This is a genomic window from Microbacterium sp. PI-SA-G (genome assembly GCF_057215335.1).
Genome location: NZ_CM170103.1, coordinates 2,014,974 through 2,027,458, shown reverse-complemented (window position 1 = coordinate 2,027,458; position 12,485 = coordinate 2,014,974). Strand labels below are relative to the sequence as shown.

The following is a 12,485-nucleotide window of genomic DNA, read 5'->3' as shown; positions in this document are numbered from 1 at the left end:
ATGACCCGTGCTTTCCCCCAGAATTTCCTGTTCGGCGCCGCCACCGCGGCGTATCAGATCGAGGGGGCGGCGTTCGAGGACGGGCGCACCGCATCGATCTGGGACGCGTTCTCGCGCGTGCCGGGCGCGGTCATCAACGGCGACAACGGCGACGTGGCGTGCGATCACTACCACCGCTATCGCGACGATGTCGCGCTGATGGGCGAGTTGGGGCTGCAGACGTACCGGTTCTCGACCTCGTGGTCGCGGGTGCGCCCCGACGGCGGCGCGGTGAACCCGGCAGGAGTCGACTTCTACCAGCGACTGGTCGACGAGCTCCTGCAGGCCGACATCCTGCCCTGGCTGACGCTGTACCACTGGGACATGCCGCAGGCGCTGCAGGAGCAGGGCGGATGGACGAACCGCGACACCGTCGACCGCTTCCTCGAGTACGCCGGCACCATGCACGACGCCCTCGGCGACCGCGTGAATGTGTGGACGACGCTGAACGAGCCGTGGTGCTCGTCGTTCCTCTCGTACACCGGCGGCGAGCACGCGCCGGGGCACACGAGCATCGCCGAGGGGCTGCTCGCCTCGCATCACCTGCTGCTCGCGCACGGCCGGACCGTGCAGGAGCTGCGCTCGCGCGACGCGAGCCTCAATCTCGGCATCACGCTCAACCACACGGTGGCCGATCCAGCCGACCCGCAGAACGCCGGAGACGTCGACGCCGCACGCCGCATCGACGGCCAGTTCAACCGCTGGTTCCTCGACCCGATCTACCGCGGGCAGTACCCGGCCGACATCGTCGAGGACATCCGCGCGGTCGACGCCGATGCGGTGCAGCGGTTCGAGTCCGCGATCCACGCGGGTGACCTCGAGACGATCGCGCAGCACATCGACACGCAGGGCGTGAACTACTACCACGGTGACCTGGTGTCGGGAACGGCGCCCGAGACGTCGACCGCGGCGAGTGTGCCCGACACCGCGCGCAAGGTGCGCAGTCCCTACCCCTCGCACGAGAACATCCACAACGTCGAGCGGGGCCTGCCGCGCACCGCGCAGAACTGGGAGGTGCAGCCCGAGGGACTGACCCGCCTGCTGCAGCGCGTGTGGACCGAGTACGCCCAGCCTGCGGGCACGGTGCTGTCGATGACCGAGAACGGCGCGGCGTATGACGACGTCGCCGTGCAGGAAGACGGCGAGACGCGCGTGCACGACGCCGATCGCACCGAGTTCCTGCGCCTGCACCTCGACGCGGTGCTCGACGCGGTCGAGGCGGGGGTCGACGTGCGCGGCTACTTCTACTGGTCGCTGTTCGACAACTACGAGTGGGCCTGGGGCTACGACAAGCGCTTCGGCATCGTGCGCGTCGACTACGACACCCAGGAGCGGAGTCTGAAGGACTCGGCGCGGGAGTACGCTCGCATCATCGCCGCACGCCGCATCTGAGCGCGGCGGCGCGTCGGGCGGCGCATCCGATCCGCCGCCGGAACAGAGGGAGAACCGTGCCGTCACGAGCGACGATCGAAGAGGTGGCTTCGGCCGCCGGGGTGTCGCGATCGACCGTGTCGCGCGTCGTGAACGGGTCGACCGCGGTGAGCCCCGAGGCGCTGGTCGCGGTGCGCACCGCGATCGAGCAGCTCAGCTACGTGCCCAACCGCGCCGCGCGCACGCTCGCATCGAATCAGACGCAGGCGATCGCGCTGATCGTGCCCGAGGACACCACGCGCTTCTTCGGCGACCCGTTCTTCGCCGCGATCGTCGCCGGCATCACCGGGGCTCTGCGCAGCTCCGACTACCTGCTGAACCTGCTCATCGCCAGCGACGACCCGGGCGACAAGATGTCGAGCTTCGTGCGCAACGGCGGTGTCGACGGGGCGCTGATCGTGTCGCACCACACCAGCGACGCGTTCATCGAGCGGATCGCCGACGCGGTGCCCGTGGTCTACGGCGGGCGTCCGGTGCGGCGGCGTGATGGCGACTACGTGGTCGACGTCGACAATGTCCTCGGTGCCCGCGCGGCCACCCGTCGCCTGATCGACATCGGCCGCACGCGGATCGCGACGATCGCGGGCACGCTCACCATGGTGTCGTCGATCGACCGTCTGCAGGGGTTCCGGAGCGCCTTGGCGGATGCCGGGCTGACCCCTTTCGCCGAAGAGGCGGGCGACTACAGCGAGGCCAGTGGAGCGGATGCCGCGCGGCGAATCCTCGCGGCGGGGCGGCCGGATGCGATCTTCGTGGCGAGCGACCTGATGGCCCGCGGCGCGCTGATGGTGCTGCGGGGCGCGGGCGTGCGGGTGCCGGAGGACATCGCGCTGGTCGGCTTCGACGACTCCGCGGTGGCGATGTCGACCGATCCGCAGCTCACCACGATGCGTCAGCCGATGTACGCGCAGGGCGAGACGATGGCGAGCGTGCTGCTCGCGCGTCTGGCCGGCGGCGAGCCCGCGCACACGACGATCCTGCCGACCGAACTCGTGGTGCGCGCCTCGGCCTGAGTCGCCCGCGGTCGCTGACGGACCCGATGCACGGGTGCGGGCTTGACGCCCCTCCAGGACAAGCCCGCACCCGTGAGTCTCGGAACGCTCATAGATTGAATGAGTGTTCAGTGACTAATCTATCCGGTGGGGGAACCAAACCGGAAGTCGATCGGCTGACGCAGGAGGTGGTACCCCGTGGCGCGCTCGGAAGAGCAGAATCGAGCGGCGCGCGAGCGTGCTCGCGAGGCCATCGTGCAGGCCGCGATCGAGGCGTTCAGCGAGCGCGGGGTGTCTGACGCCAGCATCGCCGACATCACCCGTCGGGCCGGCGTCGCGCAGGGGCTGGTCAGCTACCACTTCGGCGGCAAGGACCAACTGATCTCGGCCGTGATCGACCGGTGGTTCGAGACGCTGTTCTCCATTCCGCAGGTCGCGGGCACGGCCGACGAGCGCCTGGCCGGGGTCATCGACGGGGCTCTCTCGGCCACCGCCTACGCCCTGCCGGTGCAGCGTGCGGTGTTCTCGATGCAGCAGCAGCCGGCGACGCTGCGTCTGTACGCCGAGTCGGAGGACAAGCACGCCGAGAGTGCTGAGGGGTCGGAGGACATCGTGCGCGGCATGTTCCGCGAGCGCGGCGCCGCCGACCCGGCGCTCGAGGAGATCATGCTGCGCAGCACGCTCGAGGGCATCTTCATGAAGTACGCCGTCTACGGCGACTCCTTTCCGCTTGAAGACGCCCGTCGCTGGATGTATCGCCTCTACGCGCTGCCCGAGCCCGCCGCGCCGCTGCCGCTGCACCTCCCGCCGCGCGAGGACGATCTGCGCCTGAGAGCGTCGCGCGCGGTGCGCGACCCCCAGGGCTGAGGGCTGGCGGGATCAGCGCAGGGTCAGTGCGCGATCAGGAGCGGCCCATGCGGGCGAACGCGCCGAGCACGCTGCGCTCCGATGCGGTGAGGTAGCGCTCGAGCTCGTCGGCGGCGGCTTCGGGCCCGCGCTCGAGCAGTGTGGTGAGCACCGCCCTGTTCCGTCGCACGAACGGCTCGTGCAGTGACCGGGGCTCATCGATCTCGAGGAACACGAGCCGCAGTTCGGCGGCGACGTCGCGATAGGTGCGGGCGAGGCGTGCGCTGTCGGCCAGGGCGACGATCGCATCGTGGAAGGCCATGTTCGCGCTGCCGATCCGGCGCCAGTCCTCGTGCGGCAGCTGCTCCTCGGCCTCGGCGAGTGCATCGCGCATGAGCTGGACGGCCGGATGCTGCGGCTCGGACTGACGGAGCGCCGCGCACTCGATCACCCGCCGCGCCCGGTAGATGTCGATCACATCGGCGATGGTGGGCGAGGCGACCGAGACCCCGCGGTGGGGGATGTGCTCGACGAGGCCCTGTTCGGCGAGCACCCGGAAGGCCTCGCGGAGCGTGTTGCGCGAGACGTCGAACTGCTCGGCGAGCGCCGATTCCGACAGGCGTGATCCCGGGGCGAAGTCGCCGTCGATGATGCGCTGACGCAGCACGTCGGCGAGAATGCCCTGGTGATTCATGCCTTCATCGTAGGGGCCGGATGCCGTGGATCGTCGTCGGAGCCTGCAGAGCAATCACACGAAAGCAATGCTGTTGTAGCACAACCGAAACAATCTTGTTGAACAATCGAGGTCTATCCGCTCTACACTGGGTGCAATCGACACCCACCAACGACGATGGGAACCCCCACATGTCCGAGCAGTCCACCGCCTCCCTCTCTCCGGAAGACGAAACCCGCCTCGCAGCCGCGAAGAAGCGTGCGGGGCGCAGTGCCGTCGTCGGTGCCATCTTCCTCATGGCCACCAGCGCCATCGGCCCCGGCTTCATCACCCAGACCGCGACCTTCACGGCGACCATGGGCGCGGCGTTCGCCTTCGCGATCCTCGTCTCGATCATCGTCGACATCGCCGTGCAGCTGAACGTGTGGCGCATGATCACCTCCTCCGGAAAGCGTGCGGGCGAGCTGGCCAACGCCGCCATCCCGTTCTCCGGGCACCTCATCGCGCTCCTGGTCGTGATCGGCGGGCTCGCGTTCAACATCGGCAACATCGCCGGTGGCGGGCTCGGGCTGAACGCCCTGCTCGGCATCGACCCCAAGCTCGGCGGCGTGCTCACCGCCGCGCTCGCGATCATCATCTTCCTGGTGAAGAAGGCCGGTCCCGTGATGGACATCGTGCTCGTCGTGCTCGGCGTCGGCATGATCGTCATGACCGTGATCGTCGCGATCATCGCCCAGCCGCCGATCGGTGAGGCCCTGCGCCAGACGTTCGTCCCCGACGAGCTGAACTTCGCCACGATCACCACGATCGTCGGCGGCACCGTCGGCGGATACATCACGTACTCCGGCGCGCACCGCTACCTCGACTCGGGTCATACCGGACCGGAGCACGCCGGTCCCGTGATGCGCGCCGCGGCCAACGGCATCCTCGTCACCGGCATCATGCGCTACGTGCTCTTCCTCGCGATCCTGGGCGTGGTCGCCTCGGGCGTCACCCTCGACCTCTCGGGCCAGGGTGCGAACCCGGCCGGGCAGGCGTTCGGCGCGGTGCTCGGCGACGCCGGGCTGCGCATCTTCGGCGCGATCTTCTGGGCCGCGGCGATCAGCTCGGTCATCGGAGCCGCGTACACGTCGGCGACCTTCCTCTCCACGTACACCAAGAAGCTCCGGGGCGGCTGGCCGCTGCAGCTCGCGACCGTCGCCTTCATCGTCGTGTCGCTGATCGTGTACCTGTCGATCGGCACGGCGCCGGCGGCGATCCTCGTGTTCGTGGGTGGCTTCAACGGCCTGATCCTGCCGATCGGACTCACCGTGTTCATGTACATCGGGTGGTTCCGCCGCGACCTGCTCGGCACGAAGAAGTACCCGCTGTGGCTGCTCATCGCGGGAACCCTCGTCACCGCCCTCACCTGGTACATGGGTGCCGTCTCGGTCGGCCCCATCTTCGCCCTCCTCGGAATCGGAGCGTGATCGCATGACCTCGATCGACCTGAACTCGGACCTCGGCGAGAACGTCGCCGACCGCATCGTGAGCGACGACGAGAGCATGCTGCAGCTCGTCACCAGCGCGAACGTGTCGTGCGGGTTCCACGCCGGCAGCCCGGAGGGCATCCGCGAGACGCTCGCGGCGGCCGTGCAGGGCGGCGTCGTGATCGGCGCGCACCCGGGGTACCGCGACTACGAGAACTTCGGGCGCACGAAGGTCGACATCGACTCGGCCACCCTGCAGGCGCACGTCGAGTATCAGCTCGGCGCGCTCATGGGCCTCGCTGCTGCCGTCGGCGGACGCGTCGCCTACGTCAAGCCGCACGGGGCGCTGTACAACACGATCGCGCGCGACGAACGGCAGTCGAAGGACGTGGTGGCCGCAATCCGGGCGATCGACCCGAGCCTGGTCCTGCTCGGTCTCGCGGGGGGTGTGGTGCTCGACGTCGCGGAGCGCGCCGGACTCGCGGTCGCCGCCGAGGCCTTCGCCGACCGCGCCTATCAGCCCGACGGTCAGCTCGTCTCGCGTACCGAGGCGGGGGCCGTGCTGCACGACCCCGAGGCGGTCGCCGAGCGGATGGTGCGTCTGGCCACCGATGGCGTGATCCGGGCGATCGACGGCACGGACGTGCCGGTGGCAGCGCAGTCGATCTGCGTGCACGGCGACAGCCCGGGGTCGGTCGCGATGGCGGCCGAGACGAAGCGGATGCTGCAGGACGCCGGCATCACGATCGCGCCGTTCGTGCAGGCCTGACATGACCGTCCTCGCCACCATCGATCAGCTCGCCGACGCGCGGGCGGCCCGCACCGCGCATCGCGGAGGGCACGCCGAGCCGACCAGCGGGATTGCCGCGGGTCTGACGCAGGCGAACCTCATCGCGGTGCCGGCCGACTGGGCGTTCGAGACCTTGCTGTTCACGCAACGCAACCCGAAGCCGTGCCCCGTGCTCGAGGTCATCGAACAGGGCCAGGTGGAGTCGCGGCTCGCGCCGGGCAGCGACATCCGCACGGACATCGGCCGCTACCGCATCTGGCGCGACGGCGAGCTGACCGAGGAGGTCACCGATGCGCGGGCGGCGTGGGCAGAGCATCCCGACCTGGTCTCCTTCCTCATCGGATGCAGCTTCACGTTCGAGACCGGGCTCGTGCAGGCCGGCATCCCGATCCGCCACCAGGAGCTCGGCCGCAACGTGCCGATGTACCGCACCTCCGTCCCGTGCACGCCCGCGGGCCGCCTTCGTGGCGAGATGGTCGTGTCGATGCGACCGATCCCTGCGGGACGCGTCGCCGATGCGGTGCGGATCTCGGGGCGCACTCCCGCCGTTCACGGAGCGCCGGTGCACATCGGCGATCCGGCATCCCTCGGGATCACCGACCTGTCGACGCCGGACTTCGGAGACGCCCCTGAGGTGCGCGACGGCGAGGTGCCGGTGTTCTGGGCGTGCGGTGTCACCCCGCAGGCCGCGATCATGGCCTCGAAGCCGCCGTTCGCCGTCACGCATGCGCCCGGGTACATGTTCGTCACCGATGTGCCGGACGCGGAGTACCTGGTCTGATGCGCATCCTCACGGCATCCGATCGTGCCCTGCTGGTCGAGGCGTCCGACCTCGACCAGGCGATGCGCCTGAACCTCGCGTGGGAGGGCGTGCCGGGCGTGCTCGAGCGCATTCCGGGGGCCCGCACGGTGCTCGTGCGCTTCGATCCGCTGGAGGTGGCGGCCGCCGATCTCGCGGCCGTGCTGGCGGCGACCGAGGTCGACGCCACACAGCTGCCGGGCGTCGGCGAGGTCACGGTGCCGGTGCGCTACGACGGGGAGGATCTCGACGAGGCTGCGTCGCTGCTGGGTGTCTCGGCCGCCGAGCTCGTGAACCGCCATCTCGCGGCCGACTGGCGTGTCGCGTTCTCGGGCTTCGCCCCCGGCTTCGGATACGTCGTGAGCGATGCCCCTCTCTTCGACGTGCCGCGGCGGTCGTCGCCGCGCACGCGGGTGCCTGCGGGTTCCGTCGCCCTCGCCGGTCAGTTCACCGGGGTGTATCCCCGCGAGAGCCCCGGCGGGTGGCAGCTGATCGGTCGCACGGATGCCGTGATGTGGGACATCGACCGCGACCCGCCGGCGCTGCTGTCGCCGGGCACTGCGGTGCGCTTCACGCAGGTGCGGGCGCAGGCGCTGCTCGCCGATCACCACCCCGAACCGGCCGCGGAGCCGCGCGTCGTCGACGGCCCGGCCGTCGAGATCGTCCGACCCTCCCTGCAGCTGCTCGTGCAGGATGCCGGGCGCCCGGGCTTCGCGGCCCTCGGCGTCTCGGCATCCGGTGCCGCCGACCGGCGCGCGATGCGTGACGCGAACCGGGCGGTGGGCAACGCGCCGACCACCGCGGTGCTCGAGAGCGTGGGCGGAGCGGTGCTGCGATTCCGCGGAGCGGGCGTCGCCGCGGTCACGGGCGCGGTCGGCTCGATCACCTTGACCCCGGCCGACGGTGCCGAGCGCGATGTGCCGCACGGCGCGCCCTTCGCCACGGTCGACGGCGATGAGCTGACCCTCGGCCATCCGGAACGCGGGCTCCGCTACGTCATCGGAGTGCGCGGGGGAATCGACGCGGCCGCGGCTCTGGGCAGTCGCGCCGCCGACACTCTCGCGGGCCTCGGCCCCGAGCCGCTGAGCGCCGGCGCGGTCGTCGCCGTCGGTCATTCGGCCGTGCGTCCCGTCGAGCCCGAGGCTGTCGAGCGCGACCTTCCGGCACCCGGCGACGTCGTGTCGCTCGAGATCACACTCGGCCCCCGTGACGACTGGTTCAGCGCCGAGGCGATCGCGGCACTCACGAGCCAGGAGTGGACCGTCACCCCGCGCTCGGATCGTGTCGGCATCCGCCTGCAGGGCGACGTGCCGCTGGAGAGGTCCATCGGCGGGGAGCTGCCCAGCGAAGGTGCCGTCACCGGGGCCATCCAGGTGCCGCCCGACGGGCAGCCCGTGCTGTTCCTCCCCGACCATCCGCTCACCGGCGGTTACCCGATCATCGGCGCGGTGACCGACCGCAGTCTCGACCTCGCCGGTCAGCTCTCGCCGGGCGTACGTCTGCGCTTCATTATCAAGGAGACCTCATGAACACGGTTCCGACCCCGCCGAGGGTGCTGATCGCGAACCGCGGCGAGATCGCCGTGCGCATCATCCGTGCCTGCGCCGAAGCCGGGTACACGTCGGTCGCGGTGTATGCGGATCAGGATGCCGATGCCCTGCACGTGCGCCTGGCCGATGAGGCCGTCGGCCTCGGAGGCGACACGGCCGCGACGACCTATCTGTCGGTGGACGCGCTGCTCGACGCCGCACGGCGGACCGGCGCGGATGCCGTGCACCCCGGCTACGGATTCCTCTCGGAGAGCGCGGCGTTCGCGCGGGCCGTCGAGGATGCCGGTCTGATCTGGGTCGGGCCGACACCCGAGAGCATCGATGCACTGGGCGACAAGATGACCGCGCGGCGGATCGCGCAGCGAGTGGGCGCTCCGCTCGCTGCCGGCACCGACCAGCCGCTCGCCGGACCCGAAGAGGCGGTGGTCTTCGCGGAGCAGCACGGACTCCCCATCGCGATCAAGGCGGCGTTCGGCGGGGGAGGACGCGGGCTCAAGGTCGTGCACGAGCTCGCGGACGTCGCCGAGGCCTTCGACGCGGCGACCCGCGAGGCGATCGCGGCGTTCGGCCGGGGCGAGTGCTTCGTGGAGCGCTTCCTCGAGAGCCCGCGACACATCGAGGTGCAGGTGCTGGGAGACGGGCTCGGCGGCGTGGTGGTCGTGGGCGACCGCGACTGTTCGATGCAGCGCCGCAACCAGAAGCTCATCGAGGAGGCCCCGGCGCCCGGACTCTCCGACGCTCAGCGCGCACAGTTCCACGATGCCGCGCGGTCGATCTGCGCCGAGGTGCAGTATCGCGGGGCGGGCACCGTGGAGTTCCTGCTCGCCGCCGACGGCACGATCTCGTTCCTCGAGGTCAACACCCGGCTTCAGGTGGAGCATCCGGTCACCGAGGAGGTCACCGGCGTCGATCTCGTGCGCGAGCAGTTCCGCATCGCGTTCGGAGAGGGGATGTCTCTGTCCGAGACCCCGACGCCGGCCGGGCACACCTTCGAGTTCCGCATCAACGCCGAGGATCCGGGCCGCGGCTTCCTGCCCAGCCCCGGTCGCGTCGATCGATTGCGCACTCCGGGCGGACCGGGCGTGCGCTGGGACAGCGGCATCGAGGAGGGCGACGTCGTGCAGCCGGCGTTCGACTCGATGATCGCGAAGCTGATCGTGCACGCCGCATCCCGCGACGCCGCTCTCGTGCGCGCCCGGCGGGCCCTGCGTGAGCTCGTGGTCGAGGGCCCGGCGACCGTCGTGCCGTTCGATCTGCTTGCGCTCGACGACCCGGCCTTCGCCACCGACACCTTCGCGGTGCACACCCAGTGGATCGAGCGCACGCTGCTGCCCGCACTGGACCTGCAGCTGCGTCCGGAGCCCGTGGCGGATGCCGCGTTGCAGCGCTTCGCCGTCGAGATCGACGGCCGGCGCGTGGTGTTGGGTCTGCCGGCCGCGCTACTCGCCGGATTCGGTCAGGCGGCCGGTGCGGTGGTCGAGCCGCCCGCGGCCGATCCGACCGAACTGCGCTCGCCGGCACCCGGCACGCTGGTGCGCTGGCTCGTCGATGACGGGTCGACCGTGGCTGAGGGCGACCCCGTGGCGGTGCTCGACGCGATGAAGATGGAGACCACCGTCGCCGCCCACCGCGCGGGAACGCTGGCACAGCGGGCCGAGCTGTCGGCCGCGGTCCCCGCCGACGCGGTGCTCGCCGTCATCGACTGAGTTGTGCACGGCTGTCCGCTGAGCCGCAGCCGCAGCCGCAGCCGCAGCCGCAGCCGCAGCCGCAGCCGCCTACGCCGGGTCGCCGCCGAGCGGACCGACCGGCTCGAGCGGCCGCGGGTCGTCCGCGCCGGTCTTGCGCGCACGCGCGATCAGGTTGCCCACGTGGTAGATCAGCAGCGCCGCGACCGTGCCGAGCACGATGCCGCCGAACGCGAAGTCGCCGAGCTGCATCGAGAAGCCTGCGATGCCGATCACGAGCGAGACCGCGGCGGTGTACTGGTTCACCGGGCGCGAGAAGTCCACGCGGCTGTCGACCCAGATCTTGATGCCGATGATGCCGATGAGTCCGTACAGCGCGGTGGTCGCCCCGCCCAGCACGCCCGCGGGGATCGAGTTGAACACCTCGCCGACCTTGGGTGAGAACGCGAGCAGGATCGCGAAGAGTCCGGCCACCCAGTACACGGCGGTGGAGTACACCCGCGTGGCGGCCATCACACCGATGTTCTCGCCGTACGTGGTGGTGCCCGATCCACCGAAGCCGCCGGCGAGCGTCGTGGCGACACCGTCGGCGATCAGCGCGCGACCGGTGTTCTTGTTGATCGCGGGGTCCTCGGTCATGCTGGCCACGCCGCGCACGTGTCCGACGTTCTCGGCGACGAGCACCAGAACGACCGGCAGGAACATCGCGATGGTCGACCAGGTGCCGGGCTCGACGAAGTCGGGAAGGTGGAACTCGGGCAGGCCGATCCAGGGTGCGTCGGCGATCAGCTCGGCGGGCGTCTTGCCGCCGCGCAGGGCGTTCGGAACCTCGAACGAGCCGGTGAAGGCCGCGTAGACGAAGCCGACCGCGACGCCGAGGAAGATCGAGATGCGCCCGAGGAAGCCACGGAACAGCACCGCGAACACGATGATCGCGACGAGCGTGATGGTCGCGGTGACCGGGTCGAGCTGGTAGTTGCTCCACGCGGTGGGCGCGAGGTTGAAGCCGATCAGTGCGACGATCGCGCCGGCGACCACCGGGGGCATCAGCGCGTCGACCCAGCGCAGGCCAGCGAACTGCACCACGAGTCCGACGACGGTCAGCAGGATTCCGACGGCGACGACTCCGGCCAGCGCCGAGCCCATGTTGCCCGCGGCGACCGCTGCCGTGATGGGGGCGATGAACGCGAACGAGGAGCCGAGGTAGCTGGGCAGCCGGTTCTTGGTGATCAGCAGGAAGAGGATGGTGCCGATGCCGCTGAACAGCAGGGTGGTCGACACCGGGAAGCCGGTCAGCGTGGGCACGAGGAAGGTGGCACCGAACATCGCGACCACGTGCTGGGCGCCGATCGCGATCGTGGCGGGCCAGTTCAGGCGTTCTTCGGGGGTGACGACGGCGCCGGCTTCGACCGTGCGGCCGTTTCCGTGGATCTTCCACACGGGCATGCGAGCTCCTCTGAAGGTTCGGGGGAAGGGGGAGTGCTGGAGCAACACTATCGATTCCTGAGTTTTCCCTGGATGCTTCTACCAGGGTAGACGCGAAAGGTAGAATGGTAGACATGAGCCTAAACATCAAGAACGAGACGACGCATGAGCTCGTGCGTCAACTCGCGGCGCTGACCGGGCAGAGTCAGACGAGTGCGGTGGAAGACGCCGTCCGCCGGCGCCTCGCGGAGCTGCAGCAGACGAAGGAAGCCGAGGTCGAGCGCAAGCGTGCGGCCATCGAGGCTGTGGTCGCGCGCTTCCGAGCGCTCCCGGTGACGGGACCCTCGTACGAGGAGATCATGGATGAGATGTACGACGAGAACGGGCTGCCGCGATGATCGTCGACACGTCAGCGCTGATTGCGATCCTCAAGGGGGAGCCGGAGGGACCGAAGTTCGTCCAGACGCTCGCCGACAACCAGGTCGCCATCTCTGCAGGTACGCTCGCGGAAGCTTTCATCGTCGCCGGTCGAATCGCGGGCGATGCCGGAATGCGTGAGGTCGAAGCGATGCTTCGAGACGCCGGTGTCTCCGTCCAGCCCGTCGACATCGATCAGGCACGGCTGATGGGCCGCGCAAATCTGGCGTACGGCCGTGGCTCCGGGCACGCCGCCCGCCTCAACTACGGCGACTGCTTCTCGTACGCGCTCGCGATCGCCCGTGACGAACCGCTGCTCTACAAGGGCGACGACTTCACGCACACCGATGTGCGCCGCATGTATTGAGC

General features: G+C 70.0%; 12 protein-coding genes. 10 read left to right on the top strand and 2 right to left on the bottom strand.

Annotated elements, in window-relative coordinates; translation table 11 throughout:
- The 3 genes from AC2D10_RS09850 (at position 1) to AC2D10_RS09840 (ending at position 3,329) form a co-directional block, all read left to right on the top strand.
- A complete protein-coding gene (locus tag AC2D10_RS09850; protein ID WP_484707446.1) occupies positions 1 to 1,431 on the top strand; it encodes a GH1 family beta-glucosidase in 1,431 nt (476 codons plus the stop codon).
- Positions 1,432 to 1,487: 56 nt separating this feature from the next.
- Positions 1,488 to 2,483: a LacI family DNA-binding transcriptional regulator gene (locus AC2D10_RS09845; RefSeq protein ID WP_484707444.1), complete on the top strand. Its 996-nt coding sequence runs from the start codon at positions 1,488 to 1,490 to the stop codon at positions 2,481 to 2,483.
- 177 nt (positions 2,484 to 2,660) lie between these two features.
- On the top strand, positions 2,661 to 3,329 hold the full coding sequence (locus tag AC2D10_RS09840) for a TetR/AcrR family transcriptional regulator (protein ID WP_484707443.1): 669 nt from the start codon (positions 2,661 to 2,663) through the stop codon (positions 3,327 to 3,329).
- 34 nt (positions 3,330 to 3,363) lie between these two features.
- Here the strand turns inward: AC2D10_RS09840 and AC2D10_RS09835 are convergent, their stop codons facing one another.
- On the bottom strand, positions 3,364 to 4,002 hold the full coding sequence (locus AC2D10_RS09835; protein ID WP_484707442.1) for a GntR family transcriptional regulator: 639 nt from the start codon (positions 4,000 to 4,002) through the stop codon (positions 3,364 to 3,366).
- A gap of 170 nt (positions 4,003 to 4,172) precedes the next feature.
- Here AC2D10_RS09835 and AC2D10_RS09830 point away from each other — a divergent pair, with 170 nt between their 5' ends.
- Genes AC2D10_RS09830 through AC2D10_RS09810 form a run of 5 tightly spaced genes read left to right on the top strand, consistent with a single transcriptional unit; the run spans position 4,173 to position 10,295 of the window.
- Positions 4,173 to 5,450, top strand: coding sequence for an NRAMP family divalent metal transporter (locus AC2D10_RS09830; RefSeq protein WP_484707441.1), 1,278 nt, complete (start codon positions 4,173 to 4,175; stop codon positions 5,448 to 5,450).
- Between the two features lie 4 nt (positions 5,451 to 5,454).
- On the top strand, positions 5,455 to 6,219 hold the full coding sequence (locus AC2D10_RS09825) for a LamB/YcsF family protein (RefSeq protein WP_484707439.1): 765 nt from the start codon (positions 5,455 to 5,457) through the stop codon (positions 6,217 to 6,219).
- A 1-nt stretch (position 6,220) separates the two neighbouring features.
- Positions 6,221 to 7,021: a putative hydro-lyase gene (locus tag AC2D10_RS09820; RefSeq protein ID WP_484707437.1), complete on the top strand. Its 801-nt coding sequence runs from the start codon at positions 6,221 to 6,223 to the stop codon at positions 7,019 to 7,021.
- Positions 7,021 to 8,568, top strand: coding sequence for a 5-oxoprolinase subunit B/C family protein (locus AC2D10_RS09815; protein ID WP_484707435.1), 1,548 nt, complete (start codon positions 7,021 to 7,023; stop codon positions 8,566 to 8,568). Before AC2D10_RS09820 ends, AC2D10_RS09815 begins: the two co-directional genes overlap by 1 nt.
- Positions 8,565 to 10,295 (top strand): acetyl/propionyl/methylcrotonyl-CoA carboxylase subunit alpha, encoded by a 1,731-nt coding sequence (locus AC2D10_RS09810; protein ID WP_484707433.1) that lies wholly within the window; start codon positions 8,565 to 8,567, stop codon positions 10,293 to 10,295. The genes AC2D10_RS09815 and AC2D10_RS09810 overlap by 4 nt, the downstream gene beginning before the upstream one ends.
- Before the next feature lie 69 nt (positions 10,296 to 10,364).
- Here the strand turns inward: AC2D10_RS09810 and AC2D10_RS09805 are convergent, their stop codons facing one another.
- Positions 10,365 to 11,720: a uracil-xanthine permease family protein gene (locus AC2D10_RS09805; protein WP_484707431.1), complete on the bottom strand. Its 1,356-nt coding sequence runs from the start codon at positions 11,718 to 11,720 to the stop codon at positions 10,365 to 10,367.
- Between the two features lie 113 nt (positions 11,721 to 11,833).
- On the opposite strand from AC2D10_RS09805, the gene AC2D10_RS09800 reads away from it, so the two are divergent.
- Both AC2D10_RS09800 and AC2D10_RS09795 read left to right on the top strand, forming a co-directional pair.
- Positions 11,834 to 12,097 (top strand): type II toxin-antitoxin system VapB family antitoxin, encoded by a 264-nt coding sequence (locus AC2D10_RS09800; protein WP_484707430.1) that lies wholly within the window; start codon positions 11,834 to 11,836, stop codon positions 12,095 to 12,097.
- Complete coding sequence (locus AC2D10_RS09795; RefSeq protein ID WP_484707429.1) at positions 12,094 to 12,483, top strand: type II toxin-antitoxin system VapC family toxin; 390 nt, start codon at positions 12,094 to 12,096, stop codon at positions 12,481 to 12,483. The genes AC2D10_RS09800 and AC2D10_RS09795 overlap by 4 nt, the downstream gene beginning before the upstream one ends.
- The last annotated feature ends 2 nt before the right edge of the window (positions 12,484 to 12,485 follow it).